Source organism: Holophagales bacterium (assembly GCA_016719485.1).
Taxonomy (GTDB): domain Bacteria; phylum Acidobacteriota; class Thermoanaerobaculia; order UBA5066; family UBA5066; genus UBA5066.
The window spans coordinates 190,817-213,308 of sequence record JADJZB010000030.1 but is presented as its reverse complement, the minus strand read 5'-3'; the positions used below and the strand labels follow the sequence as shown (position 1 = coordinate 213,308).

Genomic DNA, 22,492 nt, shown 5'->3' with positions numbered 1-22,492 from the left:
GGCGCCCATGGTAAGGCCGGCGAAGGCGAACCCGGCGCCGGAAGGAGCCGTAATATCTCCCACGTGAGCGTTCCACTTCCCGCCGCCCCGCCGGCGCCGCCGCCTCCCGACGACCTTCCCGGGGCGATCCTGGGCCTGAAGGAGGAACGGGACGCCCTCGTCCTGGCCCATTACTACCAGGAGTCCGAGGTCCAGGACGTGGCCGACTTCGTCGGCGACTCGCTCGAGCTGGCCCGCAAGGGCAAGGAATCGTCCCGGCCGGTCATCGCGTTCTGCGGCGTGCACTTCATGGCCGAGACCGCGAAGATCCTGACGCCGGAGAAGACGGTCGTCGTGCCGGACCTCGAAGCGGGGTGCTCGCTCGCAGACGGCTGCCCGGCGCCGTTCTTTTCCGAGTGGCTCCGGAAGTACCCGGGGCACACGGTCGTCTCCTACATCAACTGTTCGGCGGCGGTGAAGGCGCTCTCCGACGTCATCGTCACCTCCTCCTCGGCGGAGGCCATCCTCCGCCAGCTGCCCGACCCGATCGTCTTCGCTCCGGACAGGAATCTCGCGGCCTGGCTCGAGAAGAAGCTCGACCGCAAGTTCGTCGTCTGGCCGGGGACGTGCGTCGTCCACGAGACCTTCTCGGAGAAGCGGATCCTCGACCTCATGGTGAGGAACCCGCGGGCCCGCCTCGTCGCCCACCCGGAGTGCGACGAGCGGATCCTGGCCCACGCGCACTTCGTCGGCTCGACCTCGGCGCTCCTGAAGCACGTGACGGAATCGGAGCACGCCTCCTTCATCGTCGCGACGGAGGAAGGGATCCTCCACCAGATGAAGCGGGCGGCGCCGGGCAAGGAGCTGATCCCGGCACCGCCCGACGACGGCTGCTCGTGCAACACCTGCCCGCACATGAAGCGCAACTCGCTGGAGAAGCTCTGGCTCGCCCTGCGCGACCTCCGTCCGGCGATCGAGGTGGAGGAGGGAATCCGGGTTCGGGCGAAACGGTCGCTCGACCGGATGCTCGAGATGACGACGGGGAAGACCTTCGTTCCCGCTCTCGGCCGATCGTGACGCTCGAGACGCCGTGACCGGGAACGCCCGGCCCCCGCGCCCGCGCGTTCCGTGGGCGCCTCTCCTCGCGGGGTTCGCCGTCCTCGCCGCCGGCGCCGTCGCGGCGCACCGCGTCCTTCCCGAGTGGCAGCCGCTCGGCGTGTCGAAGGAATCGGCGCTGCAGACGGCGCGGGACGAGATGGCCGCGGCGGGCGCGACGCTCCTCTCGCCGAAGGCGAAGGTGCGCAACGCGCTCGCGAGCTCCGAGCTCGAGAGGGCTTACCGCCGGCTCGGGAGGGAGGCGCCGGCGTGGCTCGCCCGGCACGGCGCGCTCGGGTCGTGGGTCGTGTCGGGGGACCTTCGCGTCCCGGGCGTCGGGACGGGACGGACCGAGATCGCCATCGGGCGCGACGGGTCGATGCGGCGCCTCGAGTTCACGAGCGGGAGCCTCTTCCGCGTCGCGGCCCCGACGGGGGAGCTCGCGGGGGCGCGCGAGCGCTTCGCCGAGGCCGTTCTCGCGCGGCTGGCCCGCGGCCATGCGATCGGCCCCTCGGCCGACTACGAGAGCGGGAATGCGATCGTCCGCGTCACCGCGCTCGAGGCGAGGGGCGAGGGGCCGCGCGAGGTCCTCACGCGCCTGGCGCCGACGCCGGCGATGCTGATCGTCTCGCGCGAGCTGTCGGACCCCGACGTCGGCCACCGCTTCGAGCGCATGAAGTCGCGGGCCCTCATCATCGCGATTCCCCTCTTCGCCATCGTCGGCCTCCTCGTCGTCGTCCTCCTCGGCGTCCTCCTCTTCCGGCGGCGCCTCGGCTTCCGGATCGCGATCGGCCTCGGCCTCCTCGGCTTCGGCGCGATGGTCCTCTCGGGCTCCCTCTTCGAGCTCGAAGGGCAGAGCGGGTACACGGCGGGGATCATCCTCACCGGGCGGATCTTCATGGCCGTCGCCCTCGTCGCGTACTGGGCCGTCGCCGAGTCGCTCCTGCGCGACACCGTCACCGGCTTCCGGACGAGCCTCGACGCCCTCGCCGCCGGGCGCCTTTCGCCGCGCCTCGGGAAGGCGATCCTGGGCGGCCTCGGCCTCGGCGCGGCGGTGGCCGGCCTGCGCCTCCTCTTCGCCTCGGGAGTCGCGGCGGCGGGCCTCCGCGGGGTCCACGCGGAATCGCCGTCCTACGTCCTCCCGCTCTTCGGCGGCATCGCGAACGCCCTCCTCGAGGGGCCGTACGCGGCGGCGAGCCTCGTCCTCGTGGCGGCCCTCTTCCGGTTCGTCCTCTCCCGCGAAAGGGCCGACGCGCTCGGCGCGATCGGGTACGCCCTTCTCTACTCGTGCGCCTTCCAGTACGCCCCCTGGGGAGCGACACTGGTGCTCAGCCTCGCCGAGGCGGCGATCCTCCTCCTCGCCTTCCGGACGCTCGGCCTCACCGGCCTCCTCGTCGCGGCGACGACACCCGCGCTGCTGCGCGATCTCCTCGCGTCGCTGCGCTTCCCCGGAGAGCTCGTGGCGCCGATGCTGCTGGCGGCATCGGTCCTCGCGGTCCTCGCGTGGGTCGGGGTCGTGGCGACCCGCAAGCCCGAGAGAGAAGACGAGGCACGGCTCGACGCGCCCGACTTCATCAAGCGCATCGAGAGCGAGACGCGCGTGAAGCACGAGATGGACCTCCTGTCGCGGATGCAGGTGGCCCTCCTCCCCGACCACCCGCCCGAGGTGCCGGGGCTCCAGATCGCGGCGAAGACGATCCTCGCGACCGAGGCCGGGGGAGACCTGTACGAGTTTCTCGTCGACGAGGAGGGGGCCCTCTGGGTCGCCGCGGGCGACGTCGCCGGGCACGGGTTCTCGTGCGGCATCCAGGGGGCGATGGTGAAGGCCTGTCTCCTGACGCTCGTCAAGGCGGGGCGGCGGCCGGCGGAGATCCTCGTCGAGGTGGACCGCGTCCTGCGCGCGGCGAACACGGGGCGCCTCTTCACCTCGCTCGTCCTCGTGCGGATCGAGCCCGAGACGGGGCGCGCCGTCCTCGCGAACGCGGGCCACCCGTACCCGCTCCTCGTCGTCGAGGGAAGGGTCCGCGAGCTGACGGCCTCCGGCCTGCCGCTCGGCAAGGGCCCGGCGCGCATCTACGAGGAGACGGAGTTCGAGCTGCCGGGCGCCGCGAGCCTCGTCCTCGCCTCCGACGGCCTCTTCGAAGGCCCCGACCGCTTCGACGACCCGTACGGCTACCACAAGCCGCGCGAGGTCCTCGAGCGCGTCGGTCTCTGGCGGCGGCCCGCCGAGTCGATCCTGGAGGCGCTCCTCGGCGACTGGCGCGCCCACGTCGGCGAGGGCGAGCCCGCCGACGACACGAGCGTCGTCGTCGTCCGCAGGACCATCTGGTCCTGAGTCTTCCCGGGGGGCCTACTCGCACTGAGTCTCGTCGCAACGGGCGTGTGCCCCGCGTTCGTGCGAGGATCGGGGCGGATGAAGATCGCGTTCATCGGAACCCACGGCGTCGGCAAGACGACCCTCTGCTACGACCTCGCCGCGTCGCTCAAGCGCCGCGACCTCACCGTGGAGCTCGTGCGTGAAGTGGCGCGCGAATGCCCTCTCCCGATCAACCGCGACACGACCGTGAAGGCGCAGGCGTGGATCCTCCACACGCAGATCGCCTGGGAGCTGCAGGCCGAGGCCAAGGCCGAGGTCGTCGTCTGCGACCGCGCCGTCCTCGACAACTACTGCTACCTGAAGCGGGCCGCGCCGGGAGAGCCGCACGTCAAGGTCCTCGAGGAGCTCGTCCGGGCGTGGCTCCCGACCTACGACGTCCTCTTCCGCGTCCCGATCGTCGGCGACCCGAGCTTCGACGGCGTGCGCGACACCGACCTCGCCTTCCAGCACGACATCGACGCGCTCCTCCTCGCGACGCTCGAGGAGTGGAAGGTGCCCTTCCTGACGTTCGACCCGGCGGGGCGCGACGGCTGGGCGAAGAGAGCCATCGAAGCGCTCCTGCCCACCCTCAGGCCGCAGGAGCTCCTCTTCCCCGACGCGGTCGGCGGCCGCTGACGGCCGGCCTCACTTCCTCCAGATCTCGTACCTCACCTTGAACGAGCGGACCTGCTTGTAGTAGCGGGTCTTCATCTTCACGAACATCTTGTTCGTGTCGCCGATCTTCCCCGCGTCGAGCGTGGCGGTCCGGTCGTTCTCGGCCCAGACGGCGCCGTCCTTTCCGTTGATCGTGACGACGTAGAGGCACTTCCAGTCGCGCGCCTCGTCGCGGTTCGAGTATTCGAACTCGACGACCATCGTGTGCGTCTCGTTCAGGTCCCTCTCGGCGTCGGCGAAGTCGTCGGCGTCGGGCCAGTTGCGGATCCTCACCGACTCGATCGTCACGGGGCCCTGCCGGATCCCGACCTTCGACTCCCGGTCGGGGCCGAACGGGTGCGTCTTCGTGTAGGTCTTCCGGTCACCGGGCTCGGCGAGGGCCGGTGACGGCGCGAAGAGGAGCGCGACGGCGAGGCAGGCGAGGGCTGTCCGCTTCATGGAGCCTCCGGAATCTGGATGTGCCGCGATTCTAGGTCGAACGCGGCCCCGGGCGGGTTGACAGGTGCGGACGGAGAGGCTCTTCTACGCCGCGATGACGGCCTCCGCCTTCCGCGCCGCCCGGCCCTTCGCGGCACTCCTTGCCGCCCTCGTCCTTCTCGGTCCGGCGCTCGCCCCCGCGCGGCTCAACGCGGCGTCCGCCTCCGACGCGAAGCCGAAACCGCTGGGACCGGGCCAGACCGGTGCGGCACTCTCGCCCCTGGGTGGCCGGTCGCCCTGGGGCGCTGTCGCGTCGGACACGGAGGCGTCGTCGAAGGTGGCCGCGGCCGTCCTCGAGGCGGGAGGGAACGCGATCGACGCGGCCGTCGCGGGCGCGTTCGCGGCGGGTGCGGCCGCGCCGGGCAGCTCGGGCGTCGGCGGCCAGGCGTGGATGATCGTCCACACGGCGGACGGCGAGGACGTGGCCTTCCTGTCACCCCTGCGCGCGCCTCCGCGCGTCAACCTGGCGCGCGCGAGAGCGGCGAAGCGGGACCAGGTGATGACGGGGCCGCTCGCCCCGACGGCGCCGGGAATGGTGGCGACGCTCGCGCGCGCCCACGCCCGCTTCGGCACCCGGCCGTGGGTCGAGCTCGTGACGCCCGCCGTCGCCCTCGCCGAGGCCGGCTACCTCCTCGCCGAGAGCGAGCGCCTCTTCCTCCTCCTCTACCGGGACAGGATCGAGGCGTCGCCCTCGCTCCGCCCCCTCTACATGACGGGCTCCTGTGACGACCACGCGCTCGCGGTTCCCTTCCCCGTCGGCCACCGCGTCACCTTCCCGGACCTGGCCCGCACGCTGCGCCGGCTCGCCGAGGCCGGGCCCGACGACTTCTACCGCGGCGCCATCGCGGCGGAGATCGCGGCCGACTTTTCGAGGCACTCGGCGTTCCTTGGCGCGAGCGACCTCGCCCGGATTCCGGCGAGCATCGTCGAGACGGTCCCTCTCCGCGGCCAGTACCGCGATCTCGACGTCCTCTCGCTTCCCCTGCCGGGGGGCGGCGGCCTCGTTCTCGAGACGCTGCACGTCCTCCAGTCGTTTCCGCCGGACGTTCTCGGAGCCGAGGCGTGGGCACGAAGCCAGGCGATCGTCGAGTCGGTCCGGATCGCGTTCGCCGACGGGCGGAGCGTTCGGCCCGGGGAAGAGGTGGGAGACGGCCCCGAGACGTCTCCCTGGCTTCGCCCGGGCCGGGGCGCGGAGCTGGGCCGCCTGATCCGGCTCGGGCGGGCGCTCCCACGGGAGGTCCTGCCGGCGAAGGCGGCCACGCGGGCCTTCTCCGACCGCGACACGACCCACATCTCCGTCGTCGACCGCGCGGGGAATGCGGTCTCTCTCACCCTCAGCCTCGGGAGAACGTGGGGCTCGACCCACGTCACCCCGGGGCTCGGCTTCCCGTACAACGCCTTCCTGGAGGGCTTCGACGTCGAGCGGCCGGCCTCTCCGTCGTACCTCGCTCCCGGGGCTCCCCTCACGACCGCCGTCGCCCCGACGATCCTCCTGCGCGACGGCCGGGCCGTCCTCGTTCTCGGCGCGGCGGGCAGCAGCAAGATTCCGTCCGCCATCGCGAACGTCGTCGTGGGCGTCGTCGACGGGAGGCTCGGCGTCGCCGAGGCGGTGGCCGCGCCGCGGGCGGTCTGGTCCGAGGGAAGGGCCAACAGGGGCTTGCGGCTCGAGGTGGCCCCGCCTCTCACGCCCGAGGATGTCGACTTCCTGCAGGCCGCCGGCTACGACGACCTCGAGGCCTACGCCCCGGGCCCCGAGACGAGCAACTTCTGCGCCCTCAACGCCGTCGCCTGGAACGCAGCGGCAGCGGCCTGGGAGGGCGGGGCTGACCCGCGGCGGCAGGGGGCGGTGGCCGTGCCGGCCCTCGAGCCGCCTGCCGGACGGGCCCGGCCGGGGGCGCAGCCGTGACGCCGGCCGCGGCTGGGTGGCGCCGCCGGACGGGTGCCCTGTCCGTGCTGGTCCTCGTGCTGGTCCTCACAGGCGTGACCCGAACGGCCACGAGCCAGCCCGCCACACCCCTCCCCGTCCCCGTCCCGTCGCCATCCCTCGCCGACTCCCTCCGGCCGCCACCCCCCGTCACGTCCGCGCTCGGGATGGTCGTGACCTCCGCGCCCGAGGCCACCTGGGCGGGGGTGCGCATGCTGGAGAAGGGCGGGAACGCCGTCGACGCCGCCGTCGCCGCGGCTTTCGCGCTCACGGCCTCGGACCCGGGCGGCTCCGGCCTCGGGGGCCAGACGTGGATGGTCATCCGCCTCGCGAGTGGCGAGGAACGGGCCGTCTACTGCCCGGCGCGCGCACCACTCCTGATCGACCGCGCGAAGATGAAGGCCGCGCGGCAGGGAACCGACCTCTGGGGACCGATGGCCGCCGCCGTCCCGACGACCGTCGCCACCCTCGCGCACGCCCTGCGCCGATACGGAACGATGGGCGCCGCCGAAGTCCTCGGGCCGGCGATCGAAGCGGCGGAGTCGGGCTACCGGATACAGGGGTTCGAACGCTCCTTCCTCGGCGACTACACGCGGCGCCTCTTCGATTCAGAGGTCCTCTATCCCGTCTACCTGACCGGCCCGACGGGAGAGTCGGGTATTCCCGACCCGGCCCCGACCGGAACGTGCGTGAAGATCCCGGGCCTCGCCGACACGCTTCGGAGGCTCGCCGGGGCCGGCCTGCAGGACTTCTACACGGGGGCGATCGCCGCCCGGCTCGTCCAGGACGTCACTGCCGCGGGCGGCTTCCTGCGGAGGCCGGACCTCGTGCGCATTCCCCAGAGCGTCCTCGACACGGACCCCGTCCGCGGGACCTACCGCGGACGGACCGCCCTGTCGATCCCGTCCCCGGCCGGAGGGGGCGTCCTCGTCATCGCCCTCCAGATCCTCGACGAGCTGCCGGCGGAGACTCTCGCGCGACCCGGGCTCGAGCGTGGCCACGCCATCGTGGAGGCGGTGCGCCTCGCGCGCGCCGAGGTGGCGGCCCGAAGCCACGAGCAGGACGTCACGGAAGGGCCGCTCCTCTCGGAGCGGTTCACCAGGGAATGGGCGAAGCGGCAGGCGAAGCGGATCCGTCCAGGGCGTGCACTTTCCCTGGACGAGCTGGCGGAGGAGCCGGGGCCGAAGTCGGGCGATCGCGGGACGACGCACGTCTCGGTCGTCGACGCGCGGGGCAATGCCGTCTCGCTGACCCAGAGCCTCGGCCGCTACTACGGCGCCGCGTGGGCTCCGCCGAGCCTCGGCTTTCCCCTGAACGCGTTCGTCGAGGCGCTCGACTCCGACGACCCGAACTCCCGGGGCTATCCGGGGCCGGGCGCGGCCGCGTTCGCGCCGGTCGCGCCGTTCCTCCTCGTCGGCGACGGCCGGACGGTCCTCGTGGCGGGAACCGGCGGCAGCAGCCGGATCCCGTCCACGCTCCTTCACCTGGTCGCGGGGCTCGTCGACGGTCGCCAGACGCCGGGGGATGCGTACGCGGCGCCCCGGGTGCTCTGGGAGGACGACCACGCCGGACCGAGGGTCATGATCGAGGTCGCGGCCCCTCTTCCGGCAGACGCCGCCGCGACGCTGAAGGGAATGGGCTACCAGAAGGTCTTCGCGCTGACCGCACCCGGCCGGGACTCGACCGTCTTCGGCGGCATCAACGCGGTGTGGTGGGACGAGGGGTCCTCGACGTGGAAGGGCCTCGTCGACGGACGCCGCGCCGCCGTCGCCGCCGCGCCGTCGCGCATCGCCCCGGCCGCCCGCTGACGGCCGCCGGCCCCGGCGTCAGCGGGAGAGCTCTTCGTAGAGCGTCAGGAGAGCCTGGGTCCCTTCCTCCCCGCGCCCCTTCGCCTCCAGGGCGGAGAGGAGCTGGTGGACGAGCGCTGCGGCCGGGAGCGGGACGCCGTTCGCGCGGGCCGTCTTCAGGACGATCGCGAGGTCCTTCTGCTGGTGCTTGATCGCGAACGCGGGCGCGAAGTCGCGGTCGAGCATCTTCCGGCCGAGGACCTCGAGCGCCCACGAGTTCGCCGCGCCGCCCGTGAGCGCAGCGTGGATCGCCGGAAGCGGCAGGCCCGCGGCCCTCGCGAAGGCCATTCCCTCGGAGACGGCCGCGAGCGTCCCGGCCACGATCACCTGGTTCGTCGCCTTCCCGAGCTGGCCCGCTCCCGAGGGGCCGAGGTGGGTGATCCGCTTTCCCATCGCCTCCAGGACCGGGCGCGCCTTCTCGAGCGCCGCGGCGTCGCCACCGACGAAGAACGACAGCGTTCCCTCGTTCGCCCCCTTCTGCCCGCCCGAGACCGGGGCGTCGAGGAACGCGACGCCCTTCTCGGCGAGCCGCGCGGCGACGGCACGGGCGACGACGGGGTCGATCGTCGAGCAGTCGACGACGACGGTGCCGGGACGGGCCCCCTCGATCGTGCCGTCCCGTCCGAGGTGGATCTCCTCGACGTCGGGACCGTCGGAGACGCACGAGACGACGACGTCGGAGACCCCGGCGACCGCCGCGGGGCTCGGGAGCGCGACGACCGGCGCCGCGCCGGCCGCCAGGTCGCTCGCGAGGCGTACCGCCTTCTCCATCGTCCGGTTCGTGAGCGCGAGGGAGAAGCCCTTCGACGAGAGGTTGCGGGCCATGCCGAGGCCCATCGTGCCGAGGCCGACGAAGCCGGTGCGGAGGGAAGCGTTCGAATCCATGCTGCGAGTGTCGACGCCCTGTCGGAAGCCGTCAACGTTCGTTACCATTCCCCCATGACGCGGATGGGGGAGCGGACGATCTATCCGGTGCTCGGCGTCCTGGCCTTCCTCGCCGCGGCGCTCGCCTACCTGCCCGCGGCGCGGGCGCTGCGCTACGCCACGATCGCCTTCTTCACGCGACCCGCCTCCTGGCACACCGCCCTCCCGCTCGTCGTCCTCGTCGCGCTCCTGCACGAGTCCCTCGTCCGCGGCGCCCTCTACGGCGCGCTCCGCCGCCGGGTGCGGGTCGGCTTGGGCGCGCCGCTCGCGGCTCTCGCCGGGATCGTCGTCCCCGTCGCCGCGCGCCTCTGGCTCTTTCCGTACCCGGCGGTCCCGTGGCCGCTCGTCCTGGGCCAGGCGATCGTCGCCGAGCTGCCGCTTTCGCTCGCCCTCTGCCTCCTCGCCCTCGGCACCGGCCGCTGGGCTGCCGGAGGCGTCGCCCTCGCCCTCCTCTGGACCGCGCGGATCGTCATCGTCCCGACCTTCCACGGGAGCCCGCTGCCGACCCTCGAGATCCTCGCGGCGGTCCTCGCCGCGGCGGTCGTCGCGCTCGTCCTCCACAGGCCGCTCACGCCTCACCGCGAGGCGCTGGAGGCACTCTCGTGAAGGGTGAACCTCTCGTCCAGCTCGACCTCTTCTCCGACCCCCCGCTGACCCGCGAGGAGCTGCGCTCCGACCAGAAGTCGCTCCAGGCGCTCTATGACGCGCTCGCCGAGGGCTACCGGCTCCCGCCCGCGCGGGTGGAGCTCTCCTCGCGGCGCGCGACCGGAGGCGTCATCCAGTACGGCCCGCCGCACGTCATCCGCGTCTCGGCCCACATGTCGGCGGCCGACCGCCGCCAGACGCTCCTCCACGAGACGGCGCACGCCATCTGCCACGACCGCTGGGGCGTGGACGAGGGGCATTCCTCGCGCTTCTGGGAGATCGCCCGCGAGCTCGGTGTCACGCGCAAGAGCGCCCCCGAGACCGACCGCCTCGCGACGATCCGCGCCCGCAACGCCCGCTACACCTACCGCTGCCTCGGCTGCGCCGAGGAGTGGACCCGACGCAGCCCCTTCGGCCGCGCCCGCCTCTGCGCATCCTGCGAAGGGAAAGGGCGCCCCTCGCGCCTGGTCCTCGTCCGGCGGCCGAAGCGGGCCGCCAGGTTGAAACGCTGACGTGACCGGGCACGTCCGGGCCCACGGCGTCGCACGGACGAGGTATCTTCGTCGCACCTGTCGCAGTTCCAGGCCTCTCGCGCAGCCTAGGGTTGGGGGCTGCGCTCCTTCGTACGCGAGTCACCCCGTCTGAACCCGGTGTCGAAATCGTCTCTTTCTCGAGGCCCCACGGATTGCATACCCGGTTCCGGCCCTTCGGCGACGCTCGCCAGACCCATTCGGCCGGGGACACCGAAGGGCGCGGAGTGTCGGCGCCGGCCGGACCCGTGCTCCATAACTCTTTTGTGATCAGTCGCTTGAAAATGCCGCGGACAACCTCTTGCCAATCCGGACCGGTTCCGGGCCCGGCTCTCGACGTCCGCTGCGCCCCGCGGAGATCGACGGAGCCGGTGCACGGCGGCGCCCCTGGCCGGAAGCCCTTCGTCGGGCGCATCGACGTCGCCGGCCGTCGGGGTGTCGCGACGGCAGCTGCCCGTGCGGGAGCGTCCGGCCCGGCGGACGGGGCGCGCGGCTCCACGTTTCGGGAGGAGCGATTCCGCGCCGTCTATCGCATGCCCGCCGAGAAAGGTCTTAGACGGCGCCCCCAGTCGTGTCTCTCCGCGCCCGCTTGTGGGGGGGCCGGATTAGACAGCTCCGAATGCTGTCTAAGACCATCGCCGCCGGTTCGCGATAGACGGCGATTTCACGCGATTCCGACATTTTCCAGCCGTCTAATAAACGGTTAGGCCGTCGCGCCCGACAAGTCCGCCTCTTCATCCGTACACCCTGAAGTGAGCGCTCAGCCTCCCTACACCCACGACCCTATGCGAGTGCATGCAAGGCTTCGATCTGTTGTGACTGCGGTGGTCGGTGCCGTCCTGGCCTTCGTCGGCATCCTCGTCTTAGGTGCCGGGCTGTTGTTTGACGCTGTCTACTATGCAGGTCTCCCTGTCTGGCTCCATACGGTGGCGGGACTCCTTGCTCTGGCTCCGGGTCTCCTCCTGCTCCTCCGCGCTCTCGTGCGGCTTCCTCGTCGCCTCGCGCGCCTTTGGGTTCGGAGGCGAGTCTTCGTGCTCCTTCCGGTCGGCCTCGGGGTCGTTCTCGTGGTGTCCGCAGAGCTCTGGCATGCACTTAGACCCCTGCCGCCGGTGCCGGGCGCGTCTCGTGTTGCGGTCGCCTACCTACTCGAGGCGCTGTCCCTCATGGAGAGTCGCTACCTCCATAGCGACCAGGTCCCGTGGCCCTCCGTCCGCGCAGCGGCCCTCGCGCGGATTGTGAACGCGAAATCCCCGCGGGACACGTATCCCGCCATCCGGCACGCCCTCGCAGACATTCACGACCGCCACTCCTTTCTCTTCGCGCCGCATGAACTCGAACGTATGGCACACCCAGCGCCATCTACTCCAGCGCCCAGGCCATACTCCTCGAAGCCGTTTGGACGCCTAACAGATGAGCACCTGGCTTACGTCCTCGTCCCGGCGCACGTCGGCACCGGCTGGGGCTCCGTCTACTTCCTGAACGACTCGTCCGGACGGGAGTACGCGCAGGCCCTTCGGACGCTTCTTCGTGACCTCGATGCGGAGCGACCACTCGGCTGGGTAGTGGACCTCCGCACTAATGTCGGCGGCAACATGTGGCCCATGCTTGACGGCCTCGGTCCCCTCTTGGGAGAGGGGCGCATCTCCGCCATTCTTATGCCGCAGTGGGATCGGCGTGTGGACACTTGGATCGTCGCTGGTCAAGCGAGCTCCGGTCCTCCATGGTTCGGAGGGCTGGGCCTCAGGCGGCCGGAGACGCTCCTTCTTCGTACTGCATCCGCGCCGGTCGCGGTTTTGGTCGGACCTCGAACCGCAAGTTCGGGCGAGGCCGTGGCTGTCGCCTTTCGGGGCCGCCCGAACACCTACTTCGTAGGGGCTCCAACAGCTGGTCTGGCGACCTCGACGATGTCCTTGTCGTTGCCCGATGGCGCAGAACTGCTTCTTGCCATCGGCTATCTCGCCGACCGAACGGGCCGGCAATACGAGGGCCCGATAGCGCCCGATGCGCAGGTGGCCGCCACGAAAGGCCGCGACGAGACCTATCTCGTAGCTTCTCGCTGGATTCTCAGTAGACCGAGGTAGGCGCACGCCGAGAGCTTTCCGCAGCGGCGCTTCACGGTCGCGCCCGTCCGCTTCACCGGCGCGGTCTAACCCGGCATGCAGCGGACTCGCTACGCTCGCCGCTGATGCCCCGGTTAGACCGCCGTCGGAGAGACATCTCGCGTGCTGAACGCATCGTGCCCGTCCGGAACACATGGCGCACTGGCACGCCCCGCGACGCGGTCAACGGAGAAGCGCGCATTCGCGCCTACGAGTCTCCGGCGTCCTCGTCTCTCCGACAGATCCGCAGCGCGCACGCTACCTGTTCCCGTGCGCCTCACCGTGTCAACCCAGGCCCACTCTCGCGCCACACACCTCGCAGGCTTCGAGCGTCGCCGCAGTCCTTCCTGTCGTTCTCGGTCCGTTCTCCCTGTCTCTTCCACCTTTCGCGGCGGCGGACCGCTCTATCGACCTCTCCGGTCTCCTCTCGGCACTCGCGACGCCGCCGCCATCGCCTTCTTCGTTCTTTCATCTAGCTCACTCGGTCGGGCCCATACCAGTTCACGGCCCACGGACGCCGAGGGCTTTCGAAGCTGTCAGGCATCCTGGGTTCAGGCGGCTCTCGTCTCTCATTCCCAAACACGGCGGCGGTCTAACCCCGGCATGCAGCGGACTCGCTACGCTCGCCGCTGATGCCAGACGTTAGACCGCAGCCGTCAGAGTCACTTCCACAGTGGAGGCCTTCTCGTGGCGATTCGTTGTTTGCGACTGCTTGTCCTCGCTCTGTCCCTTGTCCCACTCGTCGTTCGCGCCCAGTATCAAGAACGGGAAAAGCTCGTCGTCCCTGCTGCGGCATCGGCACACGGGCTTCAAGACACATACTGGCGGACGGATCTCTGGCTGACTAACCAGTCCTCGGAACACCTGTACCTTACGCTTCAGTATCTCTGCCGATCCGGCTGCGGTCCAACGAGTATTCCATCTCGATCCGTGGCACTGGCTCCGGCCCAGACCCAGCTGATCAGCGACGTCATCGGGGCATTCCTAAAGGCACCCGACACCTCTGGCGCCATCGCCATCTACCCTGACCTAAGCGCCACTCCGGCGGCCTTCTTCGCAACGAGTCGCACCTACACTACGGCGTCCTCCGGTGGCGGTTCGTATGGTGTGGCTATTCCGGCCATCGACTCCGCGACGCAAGCTACGAAGCGAACCATGTTCATCGGCCTCGCATCAAACGGTCGGGATCGCAGCGTCGGCTTTCGCACAAACGTAGGCGTCGCTCCGAGTCATGGCGGTGGAACAGTCACCTACCACCTCAAGGACTCTGCCGGCCAAACCATCGGTGTTCCGCTCACCTTCGAAATGTGGCGGCCGCAGCAGATTGACGACATCTTTGGCGCGGTCGGTGCCGGCGACATGGTCACTCAGAACGCGGTCCTCGAAGTCACGACTACTGCGTCCGCGATTCCCTACGCAATCGTCATCGACAACGGCACCGGAGACGCCGTCTTCCTGCCCGGTGCTTTCGCTCCGGTCCCGCGGTGACCTGCCGCGCCAGGTCCGGCCGCTTCCCGTGCCCGCACCAGCAAGCGCCCGTGCAGCATCCTCCGCTGCGCTCTAACCCGGCGTGCAGCGGACTTCGCTTCGCTCGCCGCTGACGCTGACGCCCACGGTTAGGCCGACCTTCCGCCTTTTGGAGGTTCATTATGCGTTTTGCGATACTCTGCCTCGCCTCCCTTCTTCTCGCACCCAAAGACCTGGACGCAGCCACGATCTACATCCCCGTTGGGGTCGCCCCAGGGGCTCGCATCCCATCCGACGTGTGGCCCTGGCAGTCGATTGAGTGGTGCACGACACGGGCTGTCACCAACACCACGAACGGGCCGTTGGCGTTCCGCTACATAAGCGTCCTCGGTGGGGAGTACGCGAGGATCGAACCGGGCTGCTCCGAGGGCCCCCTCATCGTCCCACCGCGGGCCACGTGGCACGTCGCGCCGCTCGGGTCCCTGGGCTGCGTTTCACCAGGCAATGGCGCCGGCTTCGTGGAACTCGACGTTGACCCGGGCGTGATCGTCTCAGGGAGCATCCACCTCGAAGCCTTCCGGGCCTGCGAACCTTCGCCGCCCCCTGTCGCCGTGTCTCTGGCCACTGCGCCGCTCCCCGTCTACGAGGTCCCTTTCCCCGCCGGCATGACGGCCCACTCAGCTTCCATTCCTCCCCCGCCTTCGGAAACGTTCTGTTCTGATCCAGCCGATCCTGCCTCGCGCCGGATCAACCTCACCGTCGCAAACACCGGCGACGCGGAAGCCATGGCGACAGTGTGGGTTCCTGGCGATTCCCCTGATCCGTACGTCTTCTCAGTTCCCGCCCGTCGTTCGGTCCAACTGAACGGCGTTCTTCCCGGCCACGCCTACGAGATTCTTCTCCTTTCCGCTACGCAGCCTTACCTCGCATACGCTAGCTCGGTGACGACGTACCTTGACCCCAGTCGTCCACCAGATCTTGCCGTGTACCCGTTCCGTCTCCTCCGTTGAATTGGCCTAACCCGGCATGCAGCGGACTCGCTGCGCTCGCCGCTGATGCCCCGGTTAGACGTCGCAAGCCAATATGAAAGTCCGCATTTACACCCAGGCCTACAACCAGTACGGCAGCGCCGCGAGCGTCTCGCCCGTTGGGGACTACCTCTCGCAGCACCTTGCCGCTCTTGTTCCACACGAGCTGACCGTTGAGGCCACTGCGTGCTTCACAACGGCGGGGCCTCCCGGGAAGACCCTTGAGCGCCTGTACGACGAGTTCCACCGGTCGCTCGCGCACCTACCTACTACGCGCTTCCTCTCGAAGCGCGCCGTGCTGTACGTCCGCTACCACAGCCACGTGTGCTCCGCGGAGCGCGCCCTCCGCTTTGGCCCTGCCTCTCTCGACGTCTTCCTGCCGGTCCTTCAGGAACTCGCTGCACTTCTCCCTGTTGTCCTTCGCCGGAAGAGGGCAGCGGCTCCCGCTCTGAAATCGGAAGCACTTGCCGCCGCGCTGGCGACCGCCATCGCCGCCGTGCCAGCCACGGAGGAGGCCCTTCGCCTCTTCGTCGCCGACGCCAAGGCCCGATCGGTTGCGGCCGCGGCTGCGCTTTCCCCGTGGGAGCGACTCGACATCGACTGGTCCGAGTATCACCCAGACGCACGGACGCTTCTGAACGATCCATTCTTCTGGGAAGAGGCAGACGACAATGCGCCTCACGGAAACGACACAGGCGCCGACCTGCTGCCCGACTTCCGACGGTGGCGGCGCACACATCGGGACAAGCTCGTTGCCATCTTCCTTCCTGGCCTTCTGGCGCGCTGGGGTTTCGAAGAGCGCGTCTTGGCGTGGGCGACCAAGCCCCTACACGAGTGGACCGATGACGACGCACTGACCGTCTCTGTTCATGACGAGGCAGCCATCGCGGTGGCATTCGCGCAGATCAAGCTCGAAGGCCGCTGTGATCCGGAGGTGTGCGCGTTGGCTCTCGCCGCGATCACCCGGCAAGAAGCGCCCACAGTGGCAGACCATTTCGGTTGGTCCGTATCTGCCGAGCGCGCCCAGAGACTGGTGCTCATGCGGTCTGCCCTCATGCAGGGCGCCGTCTAACCCGGCATGCAGCGGACTCGCTGCGCTCGCCGCTGATGCCCGCGGTTAGACCCCTTAGTCGCGGTTCTTGCGCGCTGTGTACGCGCGTGCATATACTCGCGCCGTGGAGTACGAATGGGACCCCGCGAAGGCCGCGGCCAACCTCAGGAAACACGGCGTCGATTTCGCCGACGCAGCATCCGTTCTCTCCGACCCTCTCGCAGCAACTCGCGATGACGATCATCCGTTCGAGTCTCGTCGTCTCACCCTGGGCGCAGATGCACTCGGTCGGCTTCTCGTCGTCTGTTACGTCCGCCGCGGCACAAAGGTCCGCATCATCTCGGCTCGCAAGGCCACGCCTCACGAGAGGCGCCAGTACGAGGATCAGCCATGAAGCGTGAATATGATTTCAGCAGGGCCAAGCGAGGCGCCGTCGATCCCCTTCCCTCCGGCAAGACCCGCATCACTATCCGCCTCGATGACGCCATTCTCGAGTGGTTCAAAGCGCAGGTTCATGCCGCTGGCGGTGGCAACTACCAGACCCTTATCAACGCCGCGCTTGCCGAGCACATCCGGCGTCGCAAGGAGCCCCTTGAGGAGATCCTGCGTCGTGTCATTCGCGAAGAGCTACCGAGAACCAGCCCGAAGACTCGCCACGTCGCCTCTCACGCTGGCGGGGTCTAACCCGGCGTGCAGCGGACTCGCGGCGCTTCGCGCCGCTCGCCGCTGATGCCCGCGGTTAGGCCGACATGAAGAATCATGATTCACTTGAAACTTCTCTGAATCTTGAATCGCAAAACGTGAGCGAAAATGCAAAGTCTCCTGAGGACATTGAGACAAGCCGCACCGCTCCGCCTGCAACTGGAAACATCGCGCGACGGCGTATGCGCGTCGCCGGCCGGATGCTCGGCTCACTGCTGCTGGGTGGGGTGGCGATTCTTGGCTCGATTCTGATCTTTCGACAGGGCCTGCTGCCGCTGATCGAAGCGGTGTTCCACCCCGGGCCCGCATTGCTCAGTGTCTTCAGGCGCGCGGGCATCCTTCTGACGGCAGTGGCGGGCTACTGGGCTTTCGTGCACTGGCATGAAAAGCGCGAAGCGACCGAGCTGCATCTTCGGCCGATTCACCTGATACTTGGCGGCGCGAGCGGCGCTGCCATGGTGGCGCTGCCGATGGCGGTGCTATTCGCTCTGGGCGTCTACCGCCAGGTGCTGTTCCGCGGCGCCTCGCCGGCGCTGCTCGGCGTCGCAGCGCTTATCGGCATCGCGGCTATCCTGGAAGAACTGGTTTACCGCTGTCTGCTGTTCCGGGTCCTGGAACGGGCCTGGGGAACGAAGGTTGCGTTGGTAGTACAAGCGGTGGTGTTCGCCGTGCAGCACCTGGAAAACGTCGAACAAGGTGGGATCAGCGACGTGGTGACAATGCTGGTATCAGTGACTTTGGCGGGCCTGCTCTGGGCCGGGGTGTTCGTCCTGGCGCGCAACCTGTGGGTGGTGGCCGCCAATCACGCGGCATGGAACTTCACCATTCTGCTGAGTGGCCTGCCGCTTTCCGGCATTGAAGACTGGCGCAAGTTGGCGCCACTCGAAAGCCGCTTTGCCGGGCCCGACTGGCTGACCGGCGGGATGTTCGGTCCAGAGAGTTCGTTGCTGGTGATCGCGTCGACCACGGTCGCGGTGGTGCTGCTGCTGCGCGCGGCACGGCGACATGGTGCCTTCCTCGTGCCGGCGGCCTAGTCCAGATGCGATGCCTACGAAGCCCTGACAGAACCCATGCGGCCTGACCGGGCATGCAGCGGACTCGCTACGTTCGCCGCTGAAGCCACGGTTAGGCTCGTACCCGCTTAACCTCATGCTCGAGCAATCTCACACCGCGGGGATTCAAACTTGAACGGGCGCTTTCTCGGCATCGCTTTGCTGAGCTCGTCTCTCCTCGCGACTGACGTCTCCTCCGGCGTGCCCACCCTTCCGTGCGGCGCCCGGGCGGAATGGCTTGTCGAGGGTCCGGAAGAGCTGGTGCTCTATCTCGCCTTTGATCCCGCAACGGTCCAGAGGCGCCTACCCTCACGCCTTCGCTTCGTCACCATCGGGGAACTCGCTTCCGGTGGCGTCGCTTGGGCAAAGGAGTTTCTCGGTCAGCACCCGGCCAAAGGCCCTTGGGGCGTCTCCTATCTCGAGTTCGTCCGGGCGCGCACCTTCACTATCGATGGCCGCGCCCCAGCCTGGCCAGCCCAGGGAGCCCTCGCTCTGTGGTTCGCTCGTGTGGCGCCGTCCGACCCCTCCACCGATCTCGGCCCAGGTCGGCCGCTCCTCGTTCTCGACTTCTGGCTCCCCGACCATGCGTATGTCAGGTACATGAGCGGAAAGGGCTACTACGCCTCGTATGGCGCTGGTCGCCTCACTCCAAGCGCTCGAGGGCGGTGGTCTGCCGCTCTTGCTGTCGACGGCCTCACCATCACCGCCGAATGCACGCCAGCCGGGCCCGTGACCGGCGGGCCTAGCTCTGCCGGTATGCAGGCCATCTTCCCTCCTGCTTCATCAGCGGTGACTGACCTCGTCCGCATCGCTTTCGCCGGTCACCGAGAACAGGCGTGCGAGGCGGCTCCTCCTTGGACCTTCCGCGGCTCACACCCGCTCGCAAGCGCTGTCGCCCTTGGCGCTCCGACCTTCCAGTTCGGCTACCACCTCCGCGGAGGCGTCTATCCACACCCGTAGCACGAGCCTAACCCGGCGTGCTGCGGGCTTCGCTCCGCTCCGCTGCGCTCGCGCGCCGCTGACGCTGCGGTTCGGCCGCTGCCTTCGTGGCGTCATGACGTCATAGCGCTATACTCACCTCATGCAGGGCCTTCGTCGTTCCACCGTCTACTTTGACCCTGGCGTCCACCGTGCCCTCAGGGCCAAGGCCGCGGCAACCGACCGCTCCATCTCTGACCTTGTCGGTGAGGCGGTCCGGCTCACGCTTGCCGAGGACGCCGACGACCTGTCCACCCTCCGTCAGCGCGCTAACGAGCCCGACCTCGACTTCGAGAAGGTCGTCGAGAGCCTCAAGCGCCGTGGAAAGCTATAGCGTCTCCATCAAGCCCTCAGCGGCCAAGGAACTCGAGGCGCTTCCTACACTCAAGGATCGGCAGCGGGCCACCGCACTCATTCGGGGCCTCTCCGAGAACCCCCGGCCGCAGGGCAGCCTCAAGCTCGCAGGCGCCTCCGATGCCTACCGCATCCGCTTCGGCTCGAACCGCATCCTCTACACCGTCAGCGATCGGGTCCGCATCGTCGCCGTCATCAAGGTCGCCCACCGCCGGGAGGCCTACCGGTAGCTTCCGGGCGCGCCCTAACCCGGCGTCCAATGGACTCGCGCGGCTTCGCTGTGCTCGCGACTGGCGCCCACGGTGAGGCCGCTTATGTCAAAGCCGATCGCACCGGGCGCGCCTGTCTTCTTCCCAACGCCTGGCGCATTCCGCAGGTGGCTGGCTCGTCACGCATCCTCTGCATCCGAGCTCTTCGTCGGCTTCTACAAAGTCGCCTCTGGCAGGCCCAGCCTCACCTGGTCCGAGTCCGTCGATGAAGCACTCTGCTTCGGCTGGATCGATGGAGTTCGGAAGCGCATCGACGACGAGTCCTACCAGATTCGGTTCACACCGCGCAGACCGGGCTCTCACTGGAGCACCATCAACGTCGCGAAGGCGGAGGTCCTCATCTCCCAGGGGCGCATGCTGTCGCCCGGCCTGCTCGCGTACTCTCATCGGGCAGATCAGAGATCCAGCGTCCATTCCTACGAGAGAGAGGCCTCTCCATCCTTCACTGCGCAGGAACTGGCGTTCTTCAAGGGCTCTCCTGCCGCGTGGCAGTTCTTCGACGGCACACCGCCGAGCTATCGGCGAGCCGTCGTCTACTGGGTCGCGAGCTCTAAGCATTCCGCCACTCGGGCCCGGCGTCTATCGCGCCTCATCGAATCATGCGCCGCTGGAAAGCGCTTGCAGTCATAGCGTCGCGGCTGCGCCCTGACCCGGCGTGGAGCGGACTCGCGGCGCCCGGCGCCGCTCGCCGCTGACGCTGCGGTGAGGTCGCACCACGCGCGTCCTCATGCACCTTCGTGGCTGAGGACGCGCACACTGGCGCGCGCGTGACGCTCGTGGCAGACGGCAATACGGGCACCGTATGGAATCATGACGCTCATGAAGGTCCTCGCAGTTTCTGGAAGCCTGCGCGAGGCCTCGTCAAACACCTCCCTGCTACGCGCACTCGCGGCACTTGCTCCGGCTGACACCGCTGTCCGCTTTCCGCGCCCGCTCGATTCACTGCCGTTCTTCAACTCTGACGTCGAGGAGGCAGGTCTTCCTCCGTCCGTTCGGGCGTGGCGTCAGGACATCGGTCTCGCTGACGCCATCGTCATCTCGAGTCCGGAGTACGCACACGGCGTGTCCGGCGTCCTAAAGAACGCACTCGACTGGCTCGTCGGCGGCGTCGAGATCAACGGCAAACCAGTCTCCGTGCTCAACGCGCGCCCGCAGGCGTCCGTCGCGCACGGCGCCCTCGTCGAGACTCTTCGGGTCATGGGCGCGCGTGTCGTGGACCAGACAGCTGTTCCGCTTACGGGTCGCAAGCTCGATCACAGCGGCATCGCCGCCGATCCGGAACTGGCCGCGTTGCTCCAGGCCGTGCTCTCCACGCTTCGCCAGTCCACCCCGGATACCGCTGGCGGCTCGGCCGGCCCGGCCTAGACCCCTCGCTCAACCGGACCCATAGCAGCAGTCACCCCAAGGCCCGCCATTTCGATCCGGGCTCTTGGCCACATACCGCAACGGGCCGGTAGGCTCAAACGTTGGATGGCTTCGTCGCAGGAGGAATGCTCATGACGCGTCTTGAACGCCTCGCCGTCTCGGCTCTCGTCGCAGGCATGACAGTCGTCTCCTGCACCAGCGCGCCCGAAGCCGAACCCGGTAGCCAGGCCGCACAGCCCCTCACGGTCATGCCGAGGTGGCTCGAGGGGAAGGCCCGTTTCCACCGTTCTCTTGCCGAGCCCACTTTCGGCGTCTCCGTTCGCCTCCGCGGTTCCGACTTCTCAGGCGTCGACGCCGCTCTCGGCGTCAACAACCCCTGCTTCTCGCTGGCCTTCGTCCAGAAGTGCGCCAACGGCGTCTCCGGGCCCTCGCGTCCCAATCTGTCCCTCGTCACCCGCGGCCGCGCCACCACTCTCGATGTCCCCATCTGGTGTCCTTCCGTCGGCACCGCCTTCGCCTGGAACGCGGAGTTCACGGACTACCGTCGTCTCATCGGGCATCCCGGCACCCAGTTCCAGCCCCTCATGCGCTGCGAGGGCGTTGCGGCTGGCGCTGTCTTTCTTTTCCCGTCGGGCCTTCGATCCGAGCCCTCGACCCTCCCCCGGCCCGGCATCCCCCTGGAGGGCCTTCAGCTCACAGACTGGGTCACCCTCTAAGGCGCCAGCGAACCCGGCACGCAGCGGACTCGCGTCGCTTCGCTCGCCGCCGACGCTGCGCTGGCCCCGGAGCCCCCGGTCAGGCATCGACAGGCCAATCATCATGTTCATCAGTGCAACGTTCGGCTTCCTCGCGCTGTTCCTCCTCGCGACCCTCGCGTTCTGGCCGCGATATATCTCCCTGCTGGGCAGCCCGATCGACCCCTACACGCACCTCCACGCAGCATTCGCGTCTCTCTGGTGCCTGCTTCTCATCGCTCAACCCGTCCTCGTCCGCAGGTCGCGGCCGCTTCATCGCCGGCTGGGAGCCATCTCTTACGTCATTGCTCCCTGCTTTCTGGTCGCGTCGGTTCTACTCGCGCACTCCCGCTTTCGAGCCATGGACGAAGAGACCTTCATGCGGGAGGCGCCGAGTCTCTTTCTGCCACTCTCGGCGGTGGCTCTCTTCAGCGTCTCCTACATTCTCGCCATCCGGCATCGCCATACGATGCCGCTTCACGCACGCTTCATGATCGCAACCGGCCTACCCATGATCGACCCGGTCCTCGGGCGTCTCCTGTTCTTCTTTGGACCGGCGCTCCCTCACCCGCTTCATTACCAGCTGGTGACATTCGTCGTCACCGACGCCGTGCTTCTGGCACTCCTGCTGCGCCCCCGCCTCGCGCCTTCGCTCCGGCCCGCCTTCATCGTTCCTGCTGCTCTCTTCCCCGTCCTGCACGTCGCATGGTTCACGATCGTTCAGCGTCCCGAGTGGGTGCCGTTCGCCGCATGGTTTCGTCGCCTTCCGCTCTCATAGCGAGCGAGCGCGATGCCAAACCCGGCGCACAGGGGCCTTTGCCTCGCTCGCCGCCGATGCTCCGGTGGAGCGTCTCCCGCGCTGCAGGGTGCGAGTCAGCGGGAGCGCGCGCTCTTTGAAGCCGCTGGCGCTTCGAGGCCCGGCGGAGCGGGTGCAGAGGACG

The 22,492-nt window shown here is 68.9% G+C and carries 21 protein-coding genes; 19 read left to right on the top strand and 2 right to left on the bottom strand.

All coding sequences use genetic code 11. The features are described 5' to 3' along the window. The first annotated feature begins 63 nt into the window (after positions 1-63). The 3 genes from nadA (at position 64) to IPN03_22525 (ending at position 4,066) form a co-directional block, all read left to right on the top strand. The gene (gene nadA / locus IPN03_22535) at positions 64-1,056 is read left to right on the top strand and encodes a quinolinate synthase NadA (protein ID MBK9376421.1); all 993 of its coding nucleotides are present in this window, start codon (positions 64-66) and stop codon (positions 1,054-1,056) included. A gap of 13 nt (positions 1,057-1,069) precedes the next feature. Continuing rightward, complete coding sequence (locus IPN03_22530; protein ID MBK9376420.1) at positions 1,070-3,409, top strand: serine/threonine-protein phosphatase; 2,340 nt, start codon at positions 1,070-1,072, stop codon at positions 3,407-3,409. Between the two features lie 78 nt (positions 3,410-3,487). Further along, a complete protein-coding gene (locus IPN03_22525) occupies positions 3,488-4,066 on the top strand; it encodes an ATP-binding protein (protein MBK9376419.1) in 579 nt (192 codons plus the stop codon). A 9-nt stretch (positions 4,067-4,075) separates the two neighbouring features. Here the strand turns inward: IPN03_22525 and IPN03_22520 are convergent, their stop codons facing one another. Continuing rightward, positions 4,076-4,543 (bottom strand): hypothetical protein, encoded by a 468-nt coding sequence (locus IPN03_22520; GenBank protein MBK9376418.1) that lies wholly within the window; start codon positions 4,541-4,543, stop codon positions 4,076-4,078. A gap of 64 nt (positions 4,544-4,607) precedes the next feature. On the opposite strand from IPN03_22520, the gene IPN03_22515 reads away from it, so the two are divergent. Further along, positions 4,608-6,488, top strand: coding sequence for a gamma-glutamyltransferase (locus IPN03_22515; GenBank protein ID MBK9376417.1), 1,881 nt, complete (start codon positions 4,608-4,610; stop codon positions 6,486-6,488). A 74-nt stretch (positions 6,489-6,562) separates the two neighbouring features. Then, positions 6,563-8,314 carry a gamma-glutamyltransferase gene (locus IPN03_22510; GenBank protein ID MBK9376416.1) on the top strand — a complete coding sequence of 584 codons (1,752 nt, stop codon included), beginning with the start codon at positions 6,563-6,565 and terminating at the stop codon, positions 8,312-8,314. Between the two features lie 18 nt (positions 8,315-8,332). Here the strand turns inward: IPN03_22510 and IPN03_22505 are convergent, their stop codons facing one another. Beyond that, positions 8,333-9,238 carry an NAD(P)-dependent oxidoreductase gene (locus IPN03_22505; protein MBK9376415.1) on the bottom strand — a complete coding sequence of 302 codons (906 nt, stop codon included), beginning with the start codon at positions 9,236-9,238 and terminating at the stop codon, positions 8,333-8,335. Between the two features lie 54 nt (positions 9,239-9,292). On the opposite strand from IPN03_22505, the gene IPN03_22500 reads away from it, so the two are divergent. The 14 genes from IPN03_22500 to IPN03_22435 all read left to right on the top strand — a co-directional run bounded on the left by IPN03_22500 (position 9,293) and on the right by IPN03_22435 (position 22,329). Beyond that, positions 9,293-9,883, top strand: coding sequence for a hypothetical protein (locus IPN03_22500; protein MBK9376414.1), 591 nt, complete (start codon positions 9,293-9,295; stop codon positions 9,881-9,883). Beyond that, positions 9,880-10,434: a hypothetical protein gene (locus tag IPN03_22495; GenBank protein MBK9376413.1), complete on the top strand. Its 555-nt coding sequence runs from the start codon at positions 9,880-9,882 to the stop codon at positions 10,432-10,434. Before IPN03_22500 ends, IPN03_22495 begins: the two co-directional genes overlap by 4 nt. Positions 10,435-11,237: 803 nt before the next feature. After that, on the top strand, positions 11,238-12,533 hold the full coding sequence (locus tag IPN03_22490; protein ID MBK9376412.1) for a hypothetical protein: 1,296 nt from the start codon (positions 11,238-11,240) through the stop codon (positions 12,531-12,533). Positions 12,534-13,481: 948 nt separating this feature from the next. Further along, positions 13,482-14,039, top strand: coding sequence for a hypothetical protein (locus IPN03_22485; GenBank protein MBK9376411.1), 558 nt, complete (start codon positions 13,482-13,484; stop codon positions 14,037-14,039). Between the two features lie 1,062 nt (positions 14,040-15,101). Then, a complete protein-coding gene (locus IPN03_22480; GenBank protein MBK9376410.1) occupies positions 15,102-16,118 on the top strand; it encodes a hypothetical protein in 1,017 nt (338 codons plus the stop codon). A gap of 103 nt (positions 16,119-16,221) precedes the next feature. Further along, positions 16,222-16,491: a BrnT family toxin gene (locus IPN03_22475; protein MBK9376409.1), complete on the top strand. Its 270-nt coding sequence runs from the start codon at positions 16,222-16,224 to the stop codon at positions 16,489-16,491. Then, positions 16,488-16,781, top strand: a complete 294-nt coding sequence (locus tag IPN03_22470) for a BrnA antitoxin family protein (protein ID MBK9376408.1) — start codon at positions 16,488-16,490, stop codon at positions 16,779-16,781. The genes IPN03_22475 and IPN03_22470 overlap by 4 nt, the downstream gene beginning before the upstream one ends. Positions 16,782-16,981: 200 nt before the next feature. Continuing rightward, a complete protein-coding gene (locus IPN03_22465) occupies positions 16,982-17,833 on the top strand; it encodes a CPBP family intramembrane metalloprotease (protein ID MBK9376407.1) in 852 nt (283 codons plus the stop codon). 1,099 nt (positions 17,834-18,932) lie between these two features. Continuing rightward, positions 18,933-19,163, top strand: coding sequence for a CopG family transcriptional regulator (locus IPN03_22460; GenBank protein ID MBK9376406.1), 231 nt, complete (start codon positions 18,933-18,935; stop codon positions 19,161-19,163). Then, on the top strand, positions 19,150-19,413 hold the full coding sequence (locus IPN03_22455; GenBank protein MBK9376405.1) for a type II toxin-antitoxin system RelE/ParE family toxin: 264 nt from the start codon (positions 19,150-19,152) through the stop codon (positions 19,411-19,413). The genes IPN03_22460 and IPN03_22455 overlap by 14 nt, the downstream gene beginning before the upstream one ends. Positions 19,414-19,497: 84 nt before the next feature. Continuing rightward, positions 19,498-20,082, top strand: a complete 585-nt coding sequence (locus IPN03_22450) for a YdeI/OmpD-associated family protein (GenBank protein ID MBK9376404.1) — start codon at positions 19,498-19,500, stop codon at positions 20,080-20,082. A gap of 180 nt (positions 20,083-20,262) precedes the next feature. After that, positions 20,263-20,817: an NAD(P)H-dependent oxidoreductase gene (locus IPN03_22445; GenBank protein ID MBK9376403.1), complete on the top strand. Its 555-nt coding sequence runs from the start codon at positions 20,263-20,265 to the stop codon at positions 20,815-20,817. A 131-nt stretch (positions 20,818-20,948) separates the two neighbouring features. Further along, positions 20,949-21,533 carry a hypothetical protein gene (locus tag IPN03_22440; GenBank protein MBK9376402.1) on the top strand — a complete coding sequence of 195 codons (585 nt, stop codon included), beginning with the start codon at positions 20,949-20,951 and terminating at the stop codon, positions 21,531-21,533. 103 nt (positions 21,534-21,636) lie between these two features. Continuing rightward, positions 21,637-22,329, top strand: coding sequence for a hypothetical protein (locus IPN03_22435; GenBank protein ID MBK9376401.1), 693 nt, complete (start codon positions 21,637-21,639; stop codon positions 22,327-22,329). The last annotated feature ends 163 nt before the right edge of the window (positions 22,330-22,492 follow it).

What these genes read in the sequence shown, in the direction of transcription:
- IPN03_22440 (MBK9376402.1), top strand. Translation starts at nt 20,949, where the DNA reads ATGACGCGTCTTGAACGCCTCGCCGTCTCGGCTCTCGTCGCAGGCATG.
- IPN03_22525 (MBK9376419.1), top strand. Translation starts at nt 3,488, where the DNA reads ATGAAGATCGCGTTCATCGGAACCCACGGCGTCGGCAAGACGACCCTC.
- IPN03_22445 (MBK9376403.1), top strand. Translation starts at nt 20,263, where the DNA reads ATGACGCTCATGAAGGTCCTCGCAGTTTCTGGAAGCCTGCGCGAGGCC.
- IPN03_22480 (MBK9376410.1), top strand. Translation starts at nt 15,102, where the DNA reads ATGAAAGTCCGCATTTACACCCAGGCCTACAACCAGTACGGCAGCGCC.
- IPN03_22490 (MBK9376412.1), top strand. Translation starts at nt 11,238, where the DNA reads ATGCGAGTGCATGCAAGGCTTCGATCTGTTGTGACTGCGGTGGTCGGT.
- IPN03_22465 (MBK9376407.1), top strand. Translation starts at nt 16,982, where the DNA reads ATGCGCGTCGCCGGCCGGATGCTCGGCTCACTGCTGCTGGGTGGGGTG.
- IPN03_22505 (MBK9376415.1), bottom strand. Translation starts at nt 9,238, where the DNA reads ATGGATTCGAACGCTTCCCTCCGCACCGGCTTCGTCGGCCTCGGCACG.
- IPN03_22435 (MBK9376401.1), top strand. Translation starts at nt 21,637, where the DNA reads ATGTTCATCAGTGCAACGTTCGGCTTCCTCGCGCTGTTCCTCCTCGCG.
- IPN03_22520 (MBK9376418.1), bottom strand. Translation starts at nt 4,543, where the DNA reads ATGAAGCGGACAGCCCTCGCCTGCCTCGCCGTCGCGCTCCTCTTCGCG.
- IPN03_22450 (MBK9376404.1), top strand. Translation starts at nt 19,498, where the DNA reads ATGTCAAAGCCGATCGCACCGGGCGCGCCTGTCTTCTTCCCAACGCCT.
- IPN03_22500 (MBK9376414.1), top strand. Translation starts at nt 9,293, where the DNA reads ATGACGCGGATGGGGGAGCGGACGATCTATCCGGTGCTCGGCGTCCTG.
- IPN03_22470 (MBK9376408.1), top strand. Translation starts at nt 16,488, where the DNA reads ATGAAGCGTGAATATGATTTCAGCAGGGCCAAGCGAGGCGCCGTCGAT.
- IPN03_22460 (MBK9376406.1), top strand. Translation starts at nt 18,933, where the DNA reads ATGCAGGGCCTTCGTCGTTCCACCGTCTACTTTGACCCTGGCGTCCAC.